Annotated in this window: 13 protein-coding genes and 1 pseudogene; 12 read left to right on the top strand and 2 right to left on the bottom strand. The window is 45.0% G+C overall.

Going from position 1 to position 22,611, the window contains the following annotated elements; translation table 11 throughout:
• Nucleotides 1–81: 81 nt before the first annotated feature.
• Nucleotides 82–2,895 carry a substrate-binding domain-containing protein gene (locus DJ568_RS00295; protein ID WP_114003234.1) on the bottom strand — a complete coding sequence of 938 codons (2,814 nt, stop codon included), beginning with the start codon at nt 2,893–2,895 and terminating at the stop codon, nt 82–84.
• Nucleotides 2,896–3,213: 318 nt separating this feature from the next.
• On the opposite strand from DJ568_RS00295, the gene DJ568_RS00290 reads away from it, so the two are divergent.
• From DJ568_RS00290 to DJ568_RS00245, 10 genes and pseudogenes are all read left to right on the top strand, one after another.
• Nucleotides 3,214–4,548 carry a sugar porter family MFS transporter gene (locus DJ568_RS00290; protein ID WP_114003233.1) on the top strand — a complete coding sequence of 445 codons (1,335 nt, stop codon included), beginning with the start codon at nt 3,214–3,216 and terminating at the stop codon, nt 4,546–4,548.
• 10 nt (nt 4,549–4,558) lie between these two features.
• On the top strand, nt 4,559–5,509 hold the full coding sequence (locus DJ568_RS00285) for a carbohydrate kinase family protein (protein WP_158534841.1): 951 nt from the start codon (nt 4,559–4,561) through the stop codon (nt 5,507–5,509).
• A 161-nt stretch (nt 5,510–5,670) separates the two neighbouring features.
• Nucleotides 5,671–8,745, top strand: coding sequence for a SusC/RagA family TonB-linked outer membrane protein (locus DJ568_RS00280; RefSeq protein ID WP_114003231.1), 3,075 nt, complete (start codon nt 5,671–5,673; stop codon nt 8,743–8,745).
• Nucleotides 8,746–8,765: 20 nt separating this feature from the next.
• Nucleotides 8,766–10,463 carry a RagB/SusD family nutrient uptake outer membrane protein gene (locus DJ568_RS00275; protein ID WP_114003230.1) on the top strand — a complete coding sequence of 566 codons (1,698 nt, stop codon included), beginning with the start codon at nt 8,766–8,768 and terminating at the stop codon, nt 10,461–10,463.
• Nucleotides 10,464–10,484: 21 nt separating this feature from the next.
• Entirely contained in the window at nt 10,485–11,858 is a 1,374-nt protein-coding gene (locus DJ568_RS00270) for a DUF4960 domain-containing protein (RefSeq protein ID WP_114003229.1), read from the top strand.
• A gap of 57 nt (nt 11,859–11,915) precedes the next feature.
• Complete coding sequence (locus DJ568_RS00265; protein WP_114003228.1) at nt 11,916–13,490, top strand: glycoside hydrolase family 32 protein; 1,575 nt, start codon at nt 11,916–11,918, stop codon at nt 13,488–13,490.
• A 5-nt stretch (nt 13,491–13,495) separates the two neighbouring features.
• Nucleotides 13,496–14,235, top strand: a pseudogene (locus DJ568_RS00260) (glycoside hydrolase family 32 protein); the annotation flags it as partial.
• A gap of 33 nt (nt 14,236–14,268) precedes the next feature.
• Nucleotides 14,269–15,459 (top strand): GH32 C-terminal domain-containing protein, encoded by a 1,191-nt coding sequence (locus DJ568_RS00255; protein ID WP_394339537.1) that lies wholly within the window; start codon nt 14,269–14,271, stop codon nt 15,457–15,459.
• Nucleotides 15,460–15,488: 29 nt separating this feature from the next.
• Entirely contained in the window at nt 15,489–17,009 is a 1,521-nt protein-coding gene (locus DJ568_RS00250) for a glycoside hydrolase family 32 protein (protein WP_199560813.1), read from the top strand.
• A 26-nt stretch (nt 17,010–17,035) separates the two neighbouring features.
• Nucleotides 17,036–18,640, top strand: coding sequence for a glycoside hydrolase family 32 protein (locus tag DJ568_RS00245; protein WP_114003225.1), 1,605 nt, complete (start codon nt 17,036–17,038; stop codon nt 18,638–18,640).
• 88 nt (nt 18,641–18,728) lie between these two features.
• On the opposite strand, the gene DJ568_RS00240 is transcribed toward DJ568_RS00245, so the two are convergent.
• Nucleotides 18,729–20,477 (bottom strand): FAD/NAD(P)-binding protein, encoded by a 1,749-nt coding sequence (locus DJ568_RS00240; RefSeq protein ID WP_233496595.1) that lies wholly within the window; start codon nt 20,475–20,477, stop codon nt 18,729–18,731.
• A 260-nt stretch (nt 20,478–20,737) separates the two neighbouring features.
• On the opposite strand from DJ568_RS00240, the gene DJ568_RS00235 reads away from it, so the two are divergent.
• Entirely contained in the window at nt 20,738–21,337 is a 600-nt protein-coding gene (locus DJ568_RS00235) for a TetR/AcrR family transcriptional regulator (RefSeq protein WP_114003224.1), read from the top strand.
• Between the two features lie 116 nt (nt 21,338–21,453).
• A complete protein-coding gene (locus DJ568_RS00230; RefSeq protein WP_199560812.1) occupies nt 21,454–22,599 on the top strand; it encodes an efflux RND transporter periplasmic adaptor subunit in 1,146 nt (381 codons plus the stop codon).
• Nucleotides 22,600–22,611 lie beyond the last annotated feature (12 nt).

Here is a 22,611-nt window from a genome sequence, read left to right as displayed (position 1 = left end):
AACCAGTGATCAACCATTGAGATCAAGTGATTTTAATGCGTGTTTAGGTTTTAGTACATAATATATTTTAACTAGCTATAACTATTTCTCAAGATTCGCCTTTTTATATTCAGTAGGGGTTACGCCATACTTTGCTTTAAACACGGTTGCAAAATAATTAGGGGTGGTAAATCCTACCATGTAAGTTATTTCGGCTATAGAATGGCTTTCATTAATAAGCAGGTATCTTGCTTTTTTTAAACGACGGTTAAGTATATAGTCCGTTATGGTACAATCAAGCAGCACTTTAACCTTGCGGTATAACTGCACGCGCGATATGCCTATCGCTTTACAGATATCATCAACATTGAAGTTTTCGTTTGCCAGGTTTTGTTCTACAATGCCGGCAAAGTCATTAATAAATTTTTTATCCAGCGTTTTTGATACCGGAAGTTTGTTTGACGGGCTGATGTCGCTGGTATAATGGTCTTTTAACAACACCCGGTTCTTAAGCAGGTTTTTTGCATTAGCCAGCAGGTAGTCGTAGTTAAATGGCTTTACAATGTAGGCGTCGGCCATGCTGTCAATACCGTGTATCTGCTGCTCAATGCTGCCTTTGGCTGTTAGTAAAATTATGGGTATGTGCGAGGTGCGTATGTCTGATTTTAACTTGGCCGTGAGTTCGCTGCCGGTAGCGCCGGGCAATACAACGTCAGATATAATCAGGTCTGGTACCAGCTCATAAGCGCTGTTTATGCCGCCGGTACCGGTGTTGGCAGTGTGCACCTCAAACTGGTTGCTTAGCTTCGCGCTTAAATAGTTAAGCAGGTCAACATTATCTTCTATTATTAATACTGATTGTTCTTTTATACTGCGCAAGGCATCAGTGTGCTCAACCACTGCGTTTTCATCCAGGTCTGTAGTGTATATTCTTGATTGTTCATATAATTCTGGCTTGTCTAACTTTTCTTGTTTTTTCTCATCTTCAGTAAAATGGTCGCTGCCGGTTTTTAAGCTGAGCGTAAAGGTGGTACCTTCCCATTTTTTACTTTCAACCTGTATACTGCCATGGTGCAGCCGCATTAACTCTTTAGATAATGACAAGCCTAAGCCCGATCCTTTTGTTGACTTGGTATCGGCCTGGTAAAAGTGTTCAAAAACGTGGCTAACTTCATCTTCTGACATGCCAATGCCGTTATCCTGCACTTTAATGTAAGCATAGCCGTCAAGCCGGGTAATGGATACATGTATTTTGCCGTTTTGGGCCGTAAATTTCAATGCGTTTGATAGCAGGTTAAAAATAACCTTATCCAGCATATTGGCGTCAAACCAAACTACCAGGTTTTGCTCGCTGTTTATTAGCCGTAAATCAATATTGCGTTTTTGCGCATTGTGCTGAAAACTATCCAAAATATCTTTTACAAACTCCACCAGGTTATTGGGCGATGCGTTTATCTGCATTTTTTCGTACTCGATCTTGCGATACTCTATAAGCTGGTTCACCAGTCGCAGCAGCCTGAAAGCGTTTTTATGTATCAGGTTAAGGTTACGCCCCGCCAGGCTCTTTATCTTATCATTATTCAGCAGGTCTTCTAACGGCGATAGGATAAGTGTAAGCGGCGTGCGGAATTCATGCGAAATATTCGTAAAAAAATTCAGCTTGGCCTCGGTGGCCATTTCCGCTTTGGCCGACATTTCAATCAGCTGGTTACGCTGGCTTAAAATCTCGTTATTCTTAGCTTCAAGGCTTTTGTTTATTTTACGGTTGTCCAGCAGCGAGTAAAATGCCAGCCCCCCAAACACAATGGCCAATACAAGCGTAATCACAGTAATATTCAGTACCATTTGCTGGTTTCTAAAAAGTACTTCCTGCTCGGCAAGCAGGCTCTGCTGGCGTTCAATATCTTTTTGCTGGCTGCTTATCTTACTCCATTGCAGTTTCATCAACTGTACATTGGCCGAATCAATAACCAGCGACTGTAAAATATTATCCTTTGAAAACGATTCCTTGTTTAATATCCTGAATGCAGTTACAACGGCCTCTTTGCCGCCTGTAGGATATAATACGCTGGCATCAAGTACCTTGCCCGATACCATCTGCAGCCCGCCGCCATTGCCGGGCAGCGCGTCTATACCAATAATTTTTATCGGGCGGTTTAACTTTAGTTTGCTGATAACGTTTTTTGCGCCGGCGGCCATTACATCATTATGCGCAAAAATCACGTCGGCGGTTTGCAGTGACGTCCGGGCTTTAAGCAGTTCCTGTTCGGCGTTGTTCTTTAACCAGTCGCCATATAACTGCGCCGTTATGTGTATATCATTAAATTTCTTAATCCCATCAGCAAATCCACGCTGGCGTTCAATTGCGGGAGAAGAGCCGGGTAAACCCATAATCTCAACGATGTTGCCTTTACCTTTTAATGCCGACGCTGCGTATTCACCGGCCATTTTACCAACCTGGTAGTTATCGGCACCCACATAAGCTGTATATAAATTTGATGATGTTTTACGGTCAATTATAATTACAGGAATACCTTTATTATAGGTTTGTTCAACAACTGGGGTAAGGGGCATGGCTTCGTTTGGCGATATAATCAGCAGGTCTACGCCCTGGTTAACCATTTGCTTAACCTGTTGCGCCTGTGTTTTGCTGTTGCCGTTGGCATCAGTATATACCAGTTTTGCCCCGGGATGTAGCGAAAGTTCCATCTTCACTTCCTCCAGCATGGTTTTGCGCCACAAATCATTACCCACGCATTGCGAAAAACCGATTACATACTCAGGGTTTTCCTTTTTAATGCCGCAGCCAGCCAGGGCAAGCAGCGTAATAGTAACACATAGCAGGTTATTACTGTATACTACACAGAGTTTTCTGCACAGGTAAAACTTTTTTAACAGCCTTAAAACGTATATCATCCAGGATAAAAATAATTGGTGAATTGTGCTTTCAGGTAACACTAATTATTAAAGATAAATAAAAATGTATGGTTACTCAAAATGGCAGGCTACCGCGGGGATGTTATAAAACTGAAAGTATGTATCATTTTTATACAAATAGGTTATAAAAGTGTAAATGTCCTTAAATAACCATGCTGTTTTAAAAGTTAATATGCTGTAAATGAGTTTTTTACGATTAAATTGATTTTTGTAAGTATTTGATACGATAATAATAACCCCGGCCTTTCAAACCGCCTACCTTGCAGCCATTAACACCAATTTATACTTTAATATTTTATGGGAAAACATTCTGTACTGGCCTGGTCCATGGTCGTGGCGCTGGGGGGATTTTTGTTTGGATTTGACACAGCGGTAATTTCAGGCGCCGAAAAATCGGTGCAGCAATTCTGGAACTTGTCAGTTTTTGAACACGGCCTTACAATATCAATAGCATTAATAGGCACGGTTATCGGTTCATTATTCGGCTCGCGCCCATCTGATAGCTTCGGGCGTAAAAACACACTTTATTTTGTTGCAATAGCATACCTGTTATCATCATTGGGTACTGCCCTGGCAGATAATTGGTATGTATTTCTTGCCTTTCGTTTTTTAGGCGGGCTTGGGGTAGGTGCATCATCGGTTACAGCGCCGATTTATATATCAGAGGTTTCGCCGGCCGACCGTCGCGGCAGCCTGGTAGGTTTATTCCAGTTTAATGTTGTACTGGGCATACTGGTGTCGTTTCTGTCAAACTACCTCATCAGCCAGTTGGGCGATTCATCGTGGCGGCTTATGTTAGGCGTACAGGCCGTGCCCTCGGTTATATTTTTAGTGCTTATATATTTTATACCCGAAAGCCCCAGGTGGCTTATACTTAAAAAAGGCGCTACTGAAAAGGCACTGGCAATTTTACGTGTAATAAACCCGCTTAACTGCGATGAAGAGCTTGTAGCCATAAAAAACTCAGGGAGTAACAACACAAGCATTAAAACAGCCGCCAATAGCATATTCAGCGGTAAGTATAAAACGCCGGTAATGCTGGCGGTACTGTTTGCTTTTTTTAACCAGGTATCGGGTATAAACGCTATAATTTACTACGCCCCGCGCATATTTGAAATGGCCGGACTTGGTGCCCATTCGTCACTGCTCTCAACCGTTGGTGTAGGTCTTATCAACTTTATTTTTACGCTGATAGCTATCAATTTTATTGATAAGGTGGGCCGCCGCGTACTTATGCTGATAGGCTCTGTAGGGTTAATAATATCTTTGTTTTTAGTGGCTTACACTTTCTACACCGGCCAGTTTAATGGGTTTGCCATACCCGTGTATATGATGATCTTCATCGCCTTTTTTGCTTTTTCACAGGGCGCTGTTATCTGGGTATTTATTTCTGAGATATTTCCAAATGAAATGCGTGCAAAGGGACAAACGCTGGGGAGTTCAACACATTGGATTATGGCCGCCATAATAGCGTTTTGCTTCCCGTACCTGGCAGAAAAATTAGGGGGCGCAACCACCTTCGCTTTTTTTGGCAGCATGATGATACTGCAATTAATATTTGTTTGGCGCATGATGCCCGAAACCAAGGGCAAATCGCTTGAGCAAATTGAATCAAATTTAGTAATGCATTAACAGGATGGACATGAATACAGCAAAGGATAAACCGGTAGTTTGTTTTGGCGAGATATTATGGGATGTGCTGCCAACGGAAAGAAAACCCGGCGGTGCGCCCATGAACGTAGCCTATCATTTACATAAACTGGGTATTAAAAGCACCTTAGTTAGCGCTATCGGGCACGACAAGGCCGGGGCAGACCTTGTAGATTTTTTACACAGCATAAAATTATCAGCCAACTATGTACAGGTAAGCCACCAACAGCCAACCAGCGAGGTGCTGGCAAAAATTAGCGCAAGCCACGAGGTATCGTATGAAATTGTTTATCCGGTAGCTTGGGACAATATTGCCTGGGATACTGATTTTGAGCCCCTTATAACAAATGCGGGTGCGCTGGTATTCGGCAGCTTAAGTTCGCGCGATGTTACCAGCCGGGAAACCCTGTACAAAATGTTAAAATTAGCTACCTATCGTGTATTTGATGTAAACCTGCGTGCCCCGCATTATTCTGTAGCTATTATTACCGATCTGCTCAATCAGGCCGACCTGGTTAAGTTAAATGTTAGTGAACTTATGCTGATTGCCGGCTGGTATGACGCCGGTTGTAAAACCGAACGGGACTGTACAGATATGCTGTTCACATACTTTGATTTTAAAGAATTATTGATCACTAAGGGCAGCAGCGGGGCATCATACTATACGCCGTCATTCCGGTATGATTACCCGGCCTACAAGATTAATGTGGCGGATACAATTGGGAGCGGCGATGCGTTTTTGGCAGCTTTTTTAGCTATGAAATTAAAGAACGAACCATTGGAAACCTCACTTGACTACGCGGCAGCTATGGGAGCGTTTATTACCTCCCAATCAGGTGCCTGCCCTGATTATTCAAAGTTTGACCTTGACAGGTTTATCTGGGAAAAGAAATTTTCAGGTAAGAGCCGTTTAACCGCTGCCTTAAAGCTTACAGCACATTAAACCATAACCGGATACTTAAACAATTTAAACTTAAAACGAATGAAGAAACCAATTACCTTTTCGCCTTGAAAGGCGCTATTTTACAAGAGCCAAAATTATGTAATGGATATACTTAATATCCCTTTGCTAACTGTTTATTAATTAACCTTTTATTATAGGAGATGAAATTGAAGATTTATTTACTAATTCTTTCTGTATGCTGCTTTTTCCAGCTGGCGAACGCGCAGAACAGAACGGTTACCGGTAAGGTAACCGATGCTGAAGGAGAGGTGCTGCCCGGGGTTAATGTATCCCTAAAAGGCACTGCGACGGCAACAGCAACCGATGCCAGGGGACAGTATACTTTAACAATACCTGAAACGGGCGCAACGCTTGTGTTCTCATACCTGGGCTTTGCCACGCAGGAGGTTGCTGCTAATACAGCAACTATAGATATTACCTTGCAAACCGACTCAAAACAGCTTGATGAAATTGTAGTTACCGGTTACCAGAGCGAACGTAAAAAAGACCTTACCGGCTCGGTGGCCGTAGTGGATGTTAACGACCTCAGGAAACAGGCGGTTGCCAACCCCATCAAAGCCCTGCAAGGGCAGGTACCGGGCGTGTACATTACTTCAAACGGGTCGCCCAGTGCGCCGGCAACCGTGCGTATTCGCGGTATAGGTACGCTAAACGATAACGACCCTTTGTATATAATTGACGGTGTGCCCAGCAAATCGGGCATGCATGAGCTTAACCAGGCCGACATCGAATCCATGCAGATATTAAAGGATGCTGCCGCGGCCAGTATATACGGTTCACGCGCTGGCAATGGTGTTATCATTATTACCACAAAGCGCGGTAAGCAGGGGGGTACGCAGGCAAGTGTTAACGCCTATACATCAATATCATCATATCTTAATAAAATAGATATGCTTGACGCCGATGGCTATGGCAGGGTATTATGGCAGGCATACGTAAACAAGGGTATCGACCCTAACAGTAACGGCCTGCGTTACCAGTTTGAGTGGGAGGTGAACCCCCAAACCAACCAGCCGGTACTTAACAATATATTTGTTGCCGAGTACCTTAACCCCGAGCAAACTATTAAAGCGGCCAACACCAATTGGTTTAATGAAATATCGCGCACCGGTGTTATTCAAAATTATGATGCCCAGGTATCTAATGGTAACGAGAATGGGCACTACCTGCTATCATTAGGTTACTTTGATAATAAAGGCATTGTAAAAACTACCGGCTTTAACAGGATATCGGCACGTTTAAATTCAGACTATAAGCTGTTTAAAGGTGCTGTAACCGTAGGCCAAAATTTAAGCCTCACTAAAACCAGGGAAGTATCGGCAGATATTATTAATTCCGCCATACAGGCATTGCCCATAATACCGGTGCGTACGGTTGACGGAAAGGGTTGGGGCGGTCCCGTATCAGGCATGAACGACAGGCAAAACCCGGTACGCGTGCTTGAGGATAATAAGCAAAATGCCTATAACTTTATGCGTGTGTTCGGCAATTTCTTCGCCGATGTTAACCTGGCTAAAGGCCTTACGTTCCGGTCAAACTTCGGTATTGATTATGGCAACTTTACATCACGTAACTGGCAAAAGAAGTACGTAAGCGGCTACCTGGTTAACGATGTAAACAAAACTATAAACGTACAAACCCATAATGTTAAAACCAACTGGACCAATAGCCTTAACTATAAGTGGGAGAATAAGGATCATAAAGTGGATGCCTTTGTAGGCACAGAATATTTTTCAGAAAATGTGAGCTCATTTATGGCATCACGCGAGGGTTATGTGCTTGAAGATCCGGACTATATGTATATCGATGCCGGTACAGGCATAAAAGATAACAGCGGTTACGGGTTGAAAAATACACTTTTTTCATACATAAGCAGGGTTAATTACATTTTCAGGGATAGATACCTTTTTACTGCTACCATGCGGTATGATGGTTCATCGCGTTTTGGTAAAAACAATAAATATGGCGCGTTCCCTGCGTTTTCGGCAGGCTGGCGTTTAAGTGAAGAGCCGTTCTTTAAAAGCGTAACCAATATTTTTGACGAGTTAAAACTGCGCGGCAGCTGGGGTATAAACGGTAACCAGCAAACCGATAACAGGGCTATTTACAACATTTACCTGCCCAATTACAATATTACATCTTATGATATCAACGGCAATAAAAGCGGGGTGCTGCCCGCAGGTTTCTACCTGTTTCAAAACGCCAACCCTAATTTAAGATGGGAGCAGGCAGAAATGCTTGATCTGGGTATTGACTACTCAATAGCTAACCAAAAGCTTTATGGCAGCATAAGCTACTTTGATAAAAAAACCAAGGATATTTTGATTGATCCGCCCTACATAGGCGTACTTGGCGAGGGTGGCAAAACCTTTGTAAACGGTGCCTCAATGCGCAACCAAGGCCTTGAATTTATGGTTGGCCACCGCAGTAACATAGGCCGCGACTGGCGTATAGATGTTACCGGCAACTTTGATATCATACGAAGCAAAGTTACTCACTTACCGGCATCAGTAGTTAACGCCTATGGTGGTAACGGTAAAGATCAAAACATACTGGGCCGCACCTTTGGTTCAACCTATGGCTATGTAGCCGATGGCTTGTTTAAAACACAAGAGGAAGTTGACAGCCACGCAACCCAGCAAGGTAAAGGCCTGGGCCGCATACGTTACACCGACCTGAATAACGATGGCGTGGTTGATATTAACGACCAAACCTGGATAGCTAATCCGCTGCCTAAGTTTACGTACGGCTTTAACGCCAATATAGGTTATAAAAATTTCGACCTGTCGTTTTTACTGCAGGGTGTAGGTAATGTTGATGTGGTAAACGGCGCCAAGTATTTTACTGACTTCTGGAGCGTTACCGAATCGTCATCAAACAAGGGTGCACGTTTGCTTAATGCATGGTCGCCGTCTAACGCCAACTCGACTATTCCGGCGGTATCACTAACCGATGATAATTTTGAAAACCGCATGTCCACCTATTTTATCGAGAACGGCACATATTTAAAGCTGCGCAACGCACAACTGGGTTACACGTTCCCTGCCAGCGCTTTGTCAAAGCTAAAAATCAAGTCGCTAAGGCTATATGTGGGCGGCGATAACCTGCTTATCATTTATAAGTCAAAGTCGTTCACCGGTCTTGATCCGGAAAGCCCGGCGTTCGGATACCCTAACCCAACAGTGTTTACAGGCGGTATTAACTTGAGGTTTTAATAATACTAATGAAGTTGACAATGAAAAAATATATAATTACAGCGCTTGCAGCAGCATTTATTTTTAGCTCATGCAATAAGGTGCTCGACGTAGGCCCCAAAGGGGCGTTGAATGAAGAACAGGTATCAACACCTGAGCAGGCCGAAGGGTTTGTGATAGCAACCTACTCACAGTTAGGTAACGATGAAATAAACCGTGCGTTTAGTATGTACCAGTATGGCAACATACGGTCTGATGATGCCTACAAAGGTGGCGGCGGTATAAATGATGGCGATGTGTTTCACCAGATGGAGACATTTGTAACCTCGCGCGCCGACCAATGGAATTACGATGGCATGTGGTTTAATATTTACATCGGCATCCGCCGGGCCAACGAAGGTTTGCGCGTACTCAACAAATTTACACCGGCACAGCTGCCCAATGTTGAGATACGTAAGGCCGAATTGCGTTTTTTGCGCGGCTATTGGTATCTGATGGTTGAAAACCTGTTTAAAAACATACCGTATATTGATGAAAATGTGCCTTCAACTGAATATGAAAACATTACCAACAACGCGCTTAGCCGCGATGAGATACTGGAAAAAATAGCAGCTGATTTTGAGTTTGCAGCGGCAACACTTCCACCGACGCAGCCCGAGATTGGGCGTGCCAATAAGTATGCCGCCTACGCGTTTTTGGCCAAAACCCGCCTGTTTCAGGCTTACAAGCAAGATGACAAGCACAATGTAACAAGTATTGACCAGGGCACATTACAAAAAGTGGTGACCGCGGCCGATGCCGCGCTTAATTCGGAGTATACATTGCAGCCCGATTTTGCCAACAACTTTTTACCGGGAAGTACCGAAAATGGGCAGGAAGCATTCATGTCCGTACAGTTTTCAAGTAACGATGGTGCCGGTCGCGGCAGGGTTAATTTTGGCGATATGCTTACCGTGCCGCAGGGAATTGGCTGCTGCGATTTTCAAAAACCGTCGCAAACGCTCATGAACGCTTTCAGAACAAGTGAAGACGGTTTGCCGTTGCTGGAGACCTATAACAATCAGAATGTTGATTTTGCAGTAAATACTGTTGACCCGCGGGTTGACCATACCATATCAAGACCCGGCGCACCATGGAAATATGAGCCCGAGCGACTGGTAACAGAAGCCTGGAGCCGAAACGTTACCCTATATGGCACCTACAACTCCATGAAAGAGAACGTATCGCCCGACTGTGACTGTTTTATAAACCTTGCCCCATTTTTTGGCAATACCAAAAACCGCATACTTATACGCGTGGCCGATGTGATGTTGTTTAAGGCAGAAGCGCTGATAGAAATGGGCAGGCAAAACGAGGCGTTGCCGCTGATTAATGATATACGCAACCGCGCTAAGAAAAGCACCGCCCGTTTAAAGATGGCAAACGGTCAGCCAACCTCAAAATACAATGTGCAGCCTTACACGCCCGGCGTTAACATTACGTGGGACCAGGCTAACGCACGTAAAGCACTGCGTTTTGAGCGACGCGTTGAAATGGCATTAGAAGGCGAAAGGTTCTTTGACCTTATGCGTTGGGGTGTTGCTGATAAAGAAATAAACGACTTTTTTGACAAAGAGAAAGGTACGCGCAGTATTTACCAGGGCGCTCGTTTCACCAAAGGGCGCGACGAGTTTTTACCTGTACCGCAAAACCAGGTATTTTTTAGCAAGGGCAAATACATTCAAAACCCGGGTTATTAACCATTTTAATAAATCAAGACAATGACCAGATATTTCAATCATTATAAGGCGTTTTGTTTGCTTATAGCCGTTGCCGCATTGTGGGCGGGCTGTAAAAAGGACAATAAGAGCAGCTTCAATGTTAATGCAGATGTGACGCTTAGCGCGTTTAGTATTAACAATATACAGGGAGACATTGATAAAAAAACCGGCGATATTACGGTTAACGTGCCTTTTGGTACTGACGTAACTAACCTCGCGGCTGCTATGCAAATGCCTGGCGGTGCAAAGGTTTCGCCGGCAGCGGGGGCAGGGTTAGACTTTACCGGTCCGGTAACTTACCGGGTAACCAACGGTAACCTGTTTAAAGATTATAAAGTGACGGTGAAGATTATTCCGCCATTATCGTCTTTCAAAATAAATGGCGTTGATGGGGTTATTGACCACGAGAATAAAACCATATCGGTTATACTACCTGACGGTACAGACCTGTCGGCCCTTAAGCCGGAAATTGGCCTACAAACAGGCGTGAGTGTATCGCCGGCATCAGGGGCTGTGCAAAATTTTACTGCCCCTGTCAATTACATCGTTAAACTTGGCGAACGTACAGCAACTTATGCTGTAACCGTTATCAGTAACTCAGTTAACGAGTACGCTTTCATGGGCGTGGCTACATCACGAGCCGGCATAACTAACCCGGATGAAAAAGCCGCTGCCGACTGGTTTTTTGCAACTTATCCAGCCGCCGATTATGTTTCATTTCAGAGCATTGAGGGCGGGCGCAGCCTGGCCAACTATAAAGTAATATGGTGGCATTATGATTCGGCGCAGGATTTACCTGCGGCGGCTCTTACACCGGCCGTTGTTAACACGCTTAAAGAGTATCGTGCAGGCGGTGGTAGTTTACTGCTTACCACTTACGCCGCCCGTTATGTTGAGGCGCTTGGCGTGGTACCCGAAGGCAGAGGCCCAAACAATGTATTCGGCGACTTTTTGCCCGGTGGGTTTATTGAAACCAATAATAATTGGGGCATATCTTTCAGAACACGGGAAGATCACCCGATATTCCAGGGTATAGAAACCTACGAGCCCGGTAAAGCCTGGTTGCTTGAAAAAGGCACGTTTAGGCTTAATCACACCGCCTGGTGGTTTGTTAACGAATGGGGTGGCTACGGTGATGGTGCCGGCTGGCGCGAGAAAACCGGTGGTATCAACCTGGCATCCGAGCAGTGGGATGATAACCTGAACGGTAGAGTTGGCATAGCCGAGTGGCCGGCAAATGACGGTAATGTGGTAATCATAGCCTTTGGGGCATATGACTGGTACTCAGAGCCCGAGGGCGGTGCCAGAACCACTAACCTGTACCTGGGCAACATTAAAAGAATTACCAAAAACGCTATTGATTATATAAAATAAACTCAATGCCTGTGTGGGGGGTACCCGCACAGGCATTTAAGTAACTGAACTAATTAAATGTTAAAGAGGATAGATATGGGTATGAAGAAATTTTTAATAACGGGTGGTATGATGTTCTCCCTGCTGGGTTGCAGTAAGGAAAATACGGCCACCATAGTGCCACCGTACACTGAAGATAAGTTTAACATCTTCCCCAAAGCAGAAAGTAATGTAACGCCCAACGGGACTACAGGCTGGGTAGGAGATGTGATGCCATATTACGTTAACGGCCAGTTTGAAATATTCTTTCTGCATGACGCACCCGATAAAGTGAAGCAAAGCAGCGCCGGCGAACATGATATACATAAGTTTACCTCAAAAAACCTGCTCGATTTTAGTTACAAGGGCACGCAGATAGCTTATGGCAGCCGCAATACGCAGGATCACCTGATTGGCACAGGATCTATGATTAAAGTAGGGAATACGTACTATTTTTATTACACCGGTCATAACGGCAACTCAAGCTGGCTGCAAAACAGCAACGCCGGCTGGGCGGAAACCCATACCCGCGAGGCCATTATGTATGCCACCAGTACCGATTTAAATACCTGGACCAAAAAAGAAGGCTTTGTGCTGCGGGCCCCGGGAGGTTATTCAAATACCGATTTCAGAGACCCTTACGTGTTTTATAACGACGAGTTTAAGGAATACTGGATGCTGGTAAGTACACAGCAGGGCGGTAAAGCTGTGTTGCTGGTTTATAAAACAGCAGATCCGTCTAAAGATAACTGGATGCTAAGCGGCCCGCTGAATATTCCCGAAGCTGATTACTTGATGATGGAGTGCGCCGATATTCATAAAATTGGCGGTAGATACTACCTGCTTTTTGCCGAAGATTGGAGCAATACGCCCGGTACCCACTACAGGGTAGCCACGTCAACCGCTGGTCCGTGGGTTAAACCCGCTGATGGTAACGATATGTTTGACGGCCACCAGTTTTATGCAGGCCGTGGTACTACAGACGGTACCAACTTTTTCGCATTGGCCTGGGCGCACCGCCGCAATCCCGAAAACGATAATGGAACCCGCACCTGGGGGGGCAATTTAATAAGCCATCAATTCTTCGCCACAGGAAGCGATAAGCTTGGTGTTAAAAGTCCGGAGGCGGTTAATGCATATTTTACCAAAAACGTTGATGCAGTTGCTGAAGCCAACACAGGCGCTGTTACGCGTACTGGCAGTAACTATATTATAAACGGCGCAGCGGCAGCCGCTACTGCCACATTTGCAAAAATAACCGGTACCACTAAGTTAATGGGGAGTTTAAATATCAGCAACTTAACCGGCACTGCCTGGCTGGGTTTTAATACGGCATCAAATAACAGCAGTACCTATGCTGTGAAATTTGAACCGGCCGTAAACCGTATAGCTGCTTACAACAAAGGCACCGAGGTTACCCGTGTGCCTTTTAATTTTGAGGCTGGTAAAGAGTACAACTTCAGTGTAGTGATAGACGGATCAGTAGCTGTATTGTATGTAAACAACCAGGTGGCCCTAACCAACCGTATTTACAGTTTGCAAAATAACGCATGGAGCATAGGCGCTGACGGAGTGGAACTAAAAGTAAACAACCTGAGAATGGTTAGTCATTAAATAGTATGAAAGTTGAGGTGTATAAAATAGTTTGTACTATGCTGGTTATCACTGCCGCCCTTACTAATGTAAGGGCGCAGGATAGCCTGGCTTACATAACAGGACAAAAGTACCGTCCGCTTTATCACTTTAGCCCCAAAAAAGGCTGGATAGGCGACCCTGACGGCCTGGTAGTACACAAAGGCTTGTACCACCTGTATTGGTGGGGCCATGCTACCTCGACTGACCTGGTGCACTGGAAAGAACTGCCCAAACCGATGAAGGGCGACGATGGGACGTTCTCCTATTTTAGCGGTTCGGTAGCGGTAGATAAGCACAATACCAGCGGCTTTGGCAAAAACAGCATGCTGGCCATATACACACGGCATTTTGCAGGGGATAGTTTACCCGAAACCCAGGCGTTGTCAATAAGCAATGATGACGGGCTAACCTTTAATTATTACAAGAATAACCCTGTACTTGATATCAACAAAATATTTTTCAGGGACCCCAGGTGTTTTGGTATGCGCCCGACGGCATGTGGAAAATGGTTGTAACCCTGCCCAATATCCAGCAGATACATATTTACGAGTCAAAAGACCTGAAAGACTGGAAGTACTGCAGCGCCTTTGGCGGCCTCGGCGCAAAAAACTCATTTTGGGAGTGCCCGGATCTTTTTGAATTGCCTGTTACCGGTACCGGGCAAAAGAAATGGGTAATGCTTATAGGCCGCGGACCCAACAGGGTGCAATATTTTACAGGTGATTTTGACGGCAAGGTTTTTACGCCCGATAGCCGGATGGCAGACTACCTTAAAGAGGGAAAAGGCCTTGACGGCACAGTTTTCGAGAACTTTGAAAAAGGTTTGGTGAACTGGAAAACAGAAGGCGCGGCGTTTGCTGTAAACGCCCCGGGCGTGGTCGATCATTTAGGCCACAGCTACGCCGGTTCCTCGTCCAAAACAAGGTCGACAGGGAAACTCGTATCAAAGCCTTTCAAAATAACTCATAGAGCGATAAACTTCCTGCTGGCAGGTGGTAAAGGCGTTGATAGTACCTGCATCCGCCTGGTAGTGGATGGTAAAATTTTACGTACAACCACAGCCGATAACAGCAACGTTTTAAAATGGAATGGTTGGGACGTACGCGAATTGATTGGCAGAAATGCGCATATAGAACTGGTAGACAAGCACCCCGGCACTGACAATGCTTTTATAGCCGTTGACCATATCCTGTTCTCTAATAAATTAATGAACCAACAGCTGGAGCATGCGCAATGGCTTGACTATGGACCAGATTATTATGCCACCCGCACCTGGCGTAATTACGATGATAACAAAAATATAGCAGATTCAGTATTTGCTATAAGCTGGATGGGTAATTGGGATTACGCCAATAAGGTGCCCACCAAATGGGGCAAAGGTTTTCAATCGTTGCCCCGTGTTATGGCTTTAAAGCAAAATCAAAAGGGATATACTGTTGTTCAGAACCCCGTGCCGCAATTACAACACCTTCGCGGCAAACTCTACCAGGCGGAGAATCTTAAAATAAACGGGTTTCAAAGAATCGGCTTCACCCCTTCAAAAAACAGCTACGAAATAGATGTGGTAATTAAACCAACCGAGCGGGCCGCTTTCGGGTTTGACCTACTGGAAGGAGAAGGGAGAAAACTGGTGCTGCGGTATGATCCTGTGACATCAATTATAACGTTGGACCGTACAAATTGCACCGACCACGTGAGTGATGCGGATTTTACGCGACTGTTTGCCAAAAAAATAACCACGCCGGTAAGTTTGCAAAACGGAACTTTGCGTTTGCATATGTTTATAGATCAGTCGTCTATTGAAGTTTTTGTGAATGATGGCGAAACAGTTATCAGCGCTACTACATTTCCATCCGAACGTCAACTGGGTATAAGCGCATTTTCTGAAGGCGGAACAACACAAGTTGAAGTATTAAAAGGATGGGAATTGAATACCATCTGGAAATAAACAGACCAATGAACAAACACGATAATGTTATGAGAAATTTTAAAATTTTTTACCTGCTGTCTGTCGCTATGATAGCCGGCGCTTGCTCCGTATCTAAACAAACAAATGCGCAGACTGTGGCTAACGAGCCGCATCGCCCGCAGTTTCATTTTACGCCGAAGGCGCACTGGATGAACGACCCCAACGGGATGGTTTTTTTAAACGGTACGTATCACCTGTTCTTTCAGCATAATCCCGGGGGTACAACCTGGGGGCCGATGCACTGGGGCCATGCCACCAGCAAAGATATGATGCACTGGGAAGAGCAGCCAATCGCCCTATATCCGGATAGCCTGGGTACCATATTCTCCGGCAGCGCTGTGGTTGATAAAAACAATACAGCCGGCTTTGGCAAAAACGCTTTGGTGGCCATTTATACTTGTCATAATAAAGCTATTGAAGATGCCAAAACTGGCCTTCACCAATACCAGGGCATTGCCTACAGTACAGATGAAGGCAAAACCTGGACTAAATATGAGAAAAATCCGGTGTTGCCCAATCCCGGCATTTGGGATTTTCGCGATCCTAAAGTGCGGTGGTACGAGGCTGAAAAGAAATGGGTAATGACGCTGGCTACAAAAGACAGAATTACCTTTTACTCATCGCCCAACTTAAAACAATGGACCAAGGAAAGCGAATTTGGCGAAAAGCTTGGGGCGCATGGCGGTGTTTGGGAGTGTCCGGATTTGTTCCCTCTTGACTATAACGGGCAAAAGAAATGGGTTTTGTTGGTAAGTATAAACCCGGGCGGTCCCAATGGCGGTTCGGCTACACAGTATTTTGTAGGGCATTTTGATGGCAAAACCTTCATCCCCGATAACCCGGTTACCCGTTGGGTTGATTACGGTACAGATAATTATGCCGGTGTAACGTTTTCAAACCTGGGCGACAGGCAGGTATTTATGGGCTGGATGAGTAACTGGCAATATGCAGAACGGGTACCTACGCAAAACTGGCGCAGTGCTAACACCCTTCCGCGTGAGTTGGGCCTGGCCAAATCCGGGAACGACTTTATTCTTACGTCGACCCCTGTTAAGGAGATGGCGACTATTATTAACAAGGCCTCCGTGTTGCAAAATATAACAGTTAATACCAGCTATGATATTTCTGATAAGATACAGGCTTACAATGGTAAATACGTGGTTGATTTGGAGGTTGACGGGCAAAAAGATATAGCGCTGCATTTAACCAATGCCAAAGGCGATCTGCTGGTTATTGGTTATGAAAAGGCAGGTAACGCATTTTATATTGACCGCACCAAAGCGGGCGAGGTGAATTTTGAGCCCGGTTTTGCCAAAAAGATGACAGCACCCCGCAACGCCCAGGGTAATATAAATCTGAAAATTATTATTGATGCCGCGTCAGCTGAGGTGTTTGCCGATAGCGGCCGAACAGTGCTAACAGCCATATTTTTCCCGCAGGAGCCATTAAACCTACTCCATATAAAAGCTACGGCGCCGCTTAAAGTGCTTAAACTTAAACATGCCGGTATTGCCACTGCAATAAAATAATATAAACCAATATAAACCATTAAATTATGAAACTTACCAATGTAAAACTTGGTGTAGCAGCTTTGCTATGCCTTGCAGGTTCGTCCTGTAAACAAGAGAAGATGGTACCGCAGGCCGTTAAAACCGACGGAAAATTGCGTAGTAACCTGGTTTGTTCGCAGCAAACCGAGCAAACAGATTATTCGATTTATAAAATGACAGCCGATGGCTACCGGGTGGGTGATATGGCCCCGTATTACGATGCAGCCAGCAGTAAGTTTGTTGTATACTTCCTCAAAGACATCTGGAATGACCCTACCAACACGCGCCACCCCATGTATGCTTTTACCACCAACAATTTTTACAGTTACACAGCAACGGGCCAAATAATCGGGTCAAGCGCGGCCACTTGTGCGCAGGATAACGCAGTAGGGGCAGGCAGCGTTGTAAAAAGTGGCTCTACGTATTATTTCTTTTACTCCGGCCGTAACAACAACTATGTATCGTGCGGGTCAAAGCTTGAGGGTGTGGTACGCGCATCGTCAACAAACCCAACATCGGCCTTTACAAAAAACACTACGTTTTCAACTATAACAGTGCCTATAGGGCAGGGCTATGATGAGAATGACAACTTTCGCGACCCATATGTTTTTCAGGATGGCGGCACATGGCATATGCTGCTAACCGCCCGTAAAAACGTATCAGGCACCTGGCGGGGCGTGGTGGTAAGGTACACCTCAATTGATTTGAATACCTGGACACACCAGGGCGTAATTTATGATGGCGGCCCAACCAACTACTTTAATATGGAGTGCCCGCAGATTATAAAAATAGGCACTACCTATTACCTGGTTTATTCTGACCAGCAGGGCAAGTATATGTATTACCGCAAATCGTCATCAGTTACCGGGCCATGGAGCGCGCCGGCAGGCAACAGCCGGTTTGATGGCAAAAGTTTTTTTGCCGGTAAAATAGCTACAGATGGTACCGATCATTACATTTTTGCATGGACAAATATACTTTCGGGCCACACTGATGCAGGATCATGGATATGGGGTGGCAATATGGTGGTGCATAAAATTTACCAGCAGGCCAACGGCGATTTAGCGGTAACTATCCCGCATACGCTGCAGGCCAACCTAAACACCAATACACATACGCTTGTTAAAGACAGCCAGTGGGGTAACGTTACGTTTACTTCGCCCGGAACTTACCGTGTGGTTAGTCCTGCTCCGTTAGATGTAGCCAACGTGATTTTTAACCCGGTTAGCCGGCAAAAATTTAAGATAAGCACTACGGTAAACTATGCCAGCTCTTCAAAGGATTTTGGTTTTATGATAGGTGCTTGCGACGGATATAATAATTTTTATAGCCTGCGCTTTGTGCCATCACAAAACAGGTTTAGTTTTGACCGCACCGCGCACGGTTCTATCACCACAACAACGGTAGCTGATAACGATGTGCCCTTTCCGATGTCGCCTAATACCGATTATTTTGTAGAGATAGTGGTTGAAAACTCGATGGTGGTAGTATATATAAACAACGTGGCTGCCTTAAGCTGCCGCATATATAAAGCGCAGGAAACCCACTGGGGTATTTTTAGCGATAACAGCGATGCAACCTTTAAAAATCTGACGGTAAAATATCCATGATCTGATAACACATCATGGTAGCTCTGAGCTGCCGGCAATAAGGCCGTTTGATTTTTATCGAACGGCCTTATTTATTTAATTGCTTTAGTTACGCAATTGCAGCCTCAATTTCCGGCGCTGGACCAAACAACCTTTTAATAATCTGTTTGGATGCAGCTTCGCTGAAGTCGAGGCCGGAATAATCAGGGTTGTAGCCACCTATAAAAGGAACGGCCATTACGTACAACCTTTCATTTAGGGCATTAAACTCATCCACAACCTGGAAGTGGTCGTTAATGGCCATACCTGCTACGGTAAGGTAATATTCCCCGTCTGTGTGGCGTACCACTTTGGTATCGCCCTTTTTTAACAATGCTTGCGCCTTACTAGCGTCGCGAAAGCGCAGCCGCGCACGGCTCACCGTCCTGTTATCCAGCAAGCTTTGGTAGGGGAGGTCTTCAAAGGCAAGATGCGGCTGTCCGATAGCGTCTACGAAGGTTTCATAAATTACCTCCTGCCGATTACCTTCATCATCGGTGTATTTATAAGTAGCGCCGCCTTCCGGGCGCGGCACTACTTCGCTGTCGTCACCAACGGCAATCATCGAAAGCCGGCCGGCCTGGTATAGCGCCAGCAAGGTTTCTGCCGAGCTTTGCGGCACAAATGCTATAACTACTGAAATTAGCGGCATCAGGGTTTTTTGCAGCCGCAGCATATCTTCTGCCGAAAAATACTTGGCAGGGTAATTCATAGCGAAACTCAGGATAGCAAGCATTTCTTTCCAGTAAACAGATTCGCGTCTTTTTATCGATTTTTCAGCCTCAACATACTCGGCTTTAAGCAATTCAAAGGGGTCAAGCCTTTCGCGCAGTTCCATTACAAAATCAACAAAGCCTTCCATGTTCAGGTCCCTTATTTTTTCGTAAAATTCCGGGTCGTTTTTTTGGATTCCTGCTTTAAAATTTTGCTCAAAAACGTAGTCGAGCGATAAAAATCCCTCGTTAGCATCACGGTTTGCCTGCACTTGCTGCGGCGATAGCACGGTATCTTTACCAAGGTGGGTATCTTCAAGGTGAAAGCGTACAGCCGGCAGCAGGCCGTTACGCGAGTGCATTACTATGTTAAAATCAGGACTGTCTATGTCTGCCTTAAAACGTAAAATGCCGTCGTCTTTTTTATAAAATTCGCCATTGTGGCGTGCCAGGGTGCGTATCGCATCAATAGCTGTTAATGACGACCCGCGCACAGCAATTGTGTGATTGGCCTTAGAACCTAGCTTCGCCGGTGGATATGGCGAGTCGAAATAATTGGGTATCTGTCCTTCATTTTTTAACGGCCAAAGATGCCCGGTGCAAATTATAGCGCGGTTATATCGCTGCGAAACCCCGTCTTTTACAACTACTTCTACTAATTCTTCATCCGGATGATCTATAACGTCAGTAACGTAGCTGCCATAACGCACGTCAGTTTCTATCCCCTTGTCCTTCGCCATTTTAATTAGCAGGTTAAACTGCGCGGTAAGGTATTGGCCAAAAAGCAACCTGGGTAATACTTTATAATCGTTAAATTTTTTAGGATCAATACCGTACTTGTCAAGTGTATCTTTAGGCACTGTGTAAATCCAGTCAGAAACTGATGTAACCAACTCGGGTATCTCATTGCCCGAAACGTTGGTAATATGCTCGTCGGCTGCACCGCTATGGCTGTAAGGCATACCACAGCCAAGGCAACTGTTTTTTTCGTAAATAACAACGTGCAGGCCTGAAATGCCTGATTGTATAAGCTGCTTGTACATGAACAAGCCACTTGGCCCGCCGCCTAATATGGCGACAGACAGGGGTTTAAAAGTTAACTTCAATTAAAAACGGCTAAAAAGTAAGTGGCAAAGCTCACAGTAAATCGCATCGGCTAAAACAAGTATCGGCACATAGTAGCAAAACCAGCAATTAAACAGGCTTGTATTAAGTTTGTTTTACAGCAAGTAGCATACTCTATGCAGCAAGGGCTGTATTAATGCGTTTATGTCATTGCATTATAATAATAACTACATTTATAAAAAACAATTATGAACTTAAATTGAAACGTTGTTACATTTGCTAACAGTGTTAGGAAAACATTATGGGAATTTTAGAGCGCAGGCAAAGACAGAAGGATGAAGTGCGGAATGATATAATTTGTGCAGCATGGAACCTGGTAAAAAAGGAGGGTTGGAATTCATTATCCATCCGTAAAATAGCCGAGGCCATTGAGTACAGTGTGCCGGTAATTTATGACCATTTTGAAAACAAGGAGGCTATATACCTTGAGTTTGCAAAGAAAGGTTTCCGCACGCTTACAGATAAGGTACTTGCGGCTAAAGATGAGCACACTGATGCGGCAAAACAAATTAAGGCCATGGCTGATGCCTATTGGGATTTTGCCATTGACAATACTGAGCTTTATCAATTGATGTTTGGCATAGGGATGGCCTGTTGTGAGATAGGAAAGGCTATGCCCGAGCAGGAAAAGTTCAGAAGCCTGGTGATGGAGCCTATTGAGGCGCTAATTAAACAAAGCGGCCGTAGAGATATAAACTCCTGTTTAAAATACCACACTTTTTGGTCGGTGATGCACGGGTTGATATCTATAAAGATAATAGGCAACCCGGCCATTGAACATGAATTAAATAAAATGGTAATAGACGACGCAATGTCTGGCTTTATCAAGAATCTTAGTTAGAATTTTTTTTATTTACCGGGCTAACACTGTTAGGAAATTTAACATGGTTTTAACGGTGATACAACCTGTAATTAACACACATAATAACACGTACTCTATTTAACAATTGCAATAAAATGAAAACGCTACGCATCACACTCCTATCAATCAGGCAAAATATACCCCTGTTTTTAATAGTCGCCGCCATGGTAATATATAACAGCTGCGGCCAGTCAAATGCCGGGCCGGGCGCGCCGCCTGCGCCTGAGCTGCCGGTGATAAGTGTATCAGTGGAGCCCGTTAACACTTACAATGAATTTACCGCCGCATTACAGGGCAGCCGTGACATTGAAATACGACCACAGGTTGACGGCTACCTTGAAGCTATTTACGTTGATGAAGGCGCATACGTACGTAAGGGCCAGCCATTATTTAAAATAGATGCCCGCCCGTACCGGGAGCAGCTAAATACCGCTACAGCGGTGTGGCTTTCGGCTAAAGCAGCATTGGAAAACGCTGCCATTAATGTAAGTAAGCTTACCCCCCTGGTTCAAAACAATGTAGTGTCTGACGTGCAATTACGCTCGGCAAAGGCAGCTTACAATGCTGCGCAGGCTAATGTAACCCAGGCGCAGGCACAAATGCAGTCGGCAAAAATAAACGTAGGCTATACCACCATAACCGCGCCGGCTGATGGCTACGTGGGCAGCATTCCCTTTAAAACAGGCAGCCTTGCAGGCAAAACGCAGCCCGAAGCATTAACTGTACTGTCAGAAAATAAAGAGGTGCACGCTTACTTCACCATGAGCGAGGTTGACTTTATTAATTTTAAAGATGACTTTGAGGGCGCTACCATACAGGAAAAAATTAAGCATTTACCACAGGTTGAACTGGTGTTGGCAGATAATACCGTATACCCGGTAAAAGGCCGCGTTGAGCTTGCACAGGGCCAATTTGATAAATCAAACGGTACCATCAGCTTCAGGGCAACCTTCAATAACTCCTCGGGTTTGCTGCGCTCGGGTAATACAGGCAAAATACGGATACCAAGCCAGGCCGACAAAGCATTACTGGTACCGCAGGAAGCTACATTTGAGGTGCAGGATAAGGTATTTGTTTACGCCCTTGCCGATAGTAACAAGGTAATAGGCACGCCACTTTCTGTAGCAGGTACAAGCGGCCGCTCATACATTGTAACCAAAGGCATAAAGCGGGCGACAAGATTGTTTACCAGGGCATTGACAGGTTGCGCGACGGCATGGTTATCAAGCCAAAATTCATAGCTGCCGACAGTC

It is taken from the genome of Mucilaginibacter hurinus (assembly GCF_003324525.1).
Lineage (GTDB): Bacteria > Bacteroidota > Bacteroidia > Sphingobacteriales > Sphingobacteriaceae > Mucilaginibacter > Mucilaginibacter hurinus.
Note: the sequence above shows the minus strand (reverse complement) of the source record. Positions and strands in the feature narration are given on the sequence as shown.

Excerpts from the sequence above, each read along its gene's own strand:
- DJ568_RS00275 (WP_114003230.1), top strand. The coding sequence starts at position 8,766 with ATGAAAAAATATATAATTACAGCGCTTGCAGCAGCATTTATTTTTAGC.
- DJ568_RS00265 (WP_114003228.1), top strand. The coding sequence starts at position 11,916 with ATGTTAAAGAGGATAGATATGGGTATGAAGAAATTTTTAATAACGGGT.
- DJ568_RS00270 (WP_114003229.1), top strand. The coding sequence starts at position 10,485 with ATGACCAGATATTTCAATCATTATAAGGCGTTTTGTTTGCTTATAGCC.
- DJ568_RS00235 (WP_114003224.1), top strand. The coding sequence starts at position 20,738 with ATGGGAATTTTAGAGCGCAGGCAAAGACAGAAGGATGAAGTGCGGAAT.
- DJ568_RS00245 (WP_114003225.1), top strand. The coding sequence starts at position 17,036 with ATGAAACTTACCAATGTAAAACTTGGTGTAGCAGCTTTGCTATGCCTT.
- DJ568_RS00250 (WP_199560813.1), top strand. The coding sequence starts at position 15,489 with ATGAGAAATTTTAAAATTTTTTACCTGCTGTCTGTCGCTATGATAGCC.
- DJ568_RS00230 (WP_199560812.1), top strand. The coding sequence starts at position 21,454 with ATGAAAACGCTACGCATCACACTCCTATCAATCAGGCAAAATATACCC.
- DJ568_RS00290 (WP_114003233.1), top strand. The coding sequence starts at position 3,214 with ATGGGAAAACATTCTGTACTGGCCTGGTCCATGGTCGTGGCGCTGGGG.
- DJ568_RS00280 (WP_114003231.1), top strand. The coding sequence starts at position 5,671 with ATGAAATTGAAGATTTATTTACTAATTCTTTCTGTATGCTGCTTTTTC.
- DJ568_RS00255 (WP_394339537.1), top strand. The coding sequence starts at position 14,269 with ATGGCAGACTACCTTAAAGAGGGAAAAGGCCTTGACGGCACAGTTTTC.
- DJ568_RS00295 (WP_114003234.1), bottom strand. The coding sequence starts at position 2,895 with ATGATATACGTTTTAAGGCTGTTAAAAAAGTTTTACCTGTGCAGAAAA.
- DJ568_RS00285 (WP_158534841.1), top strand. The coding sequence starts at position 4,559 with ATGAATACAGCAAAGGATAAACCGGTAGTTTGTTTTGGCGAGATATTA.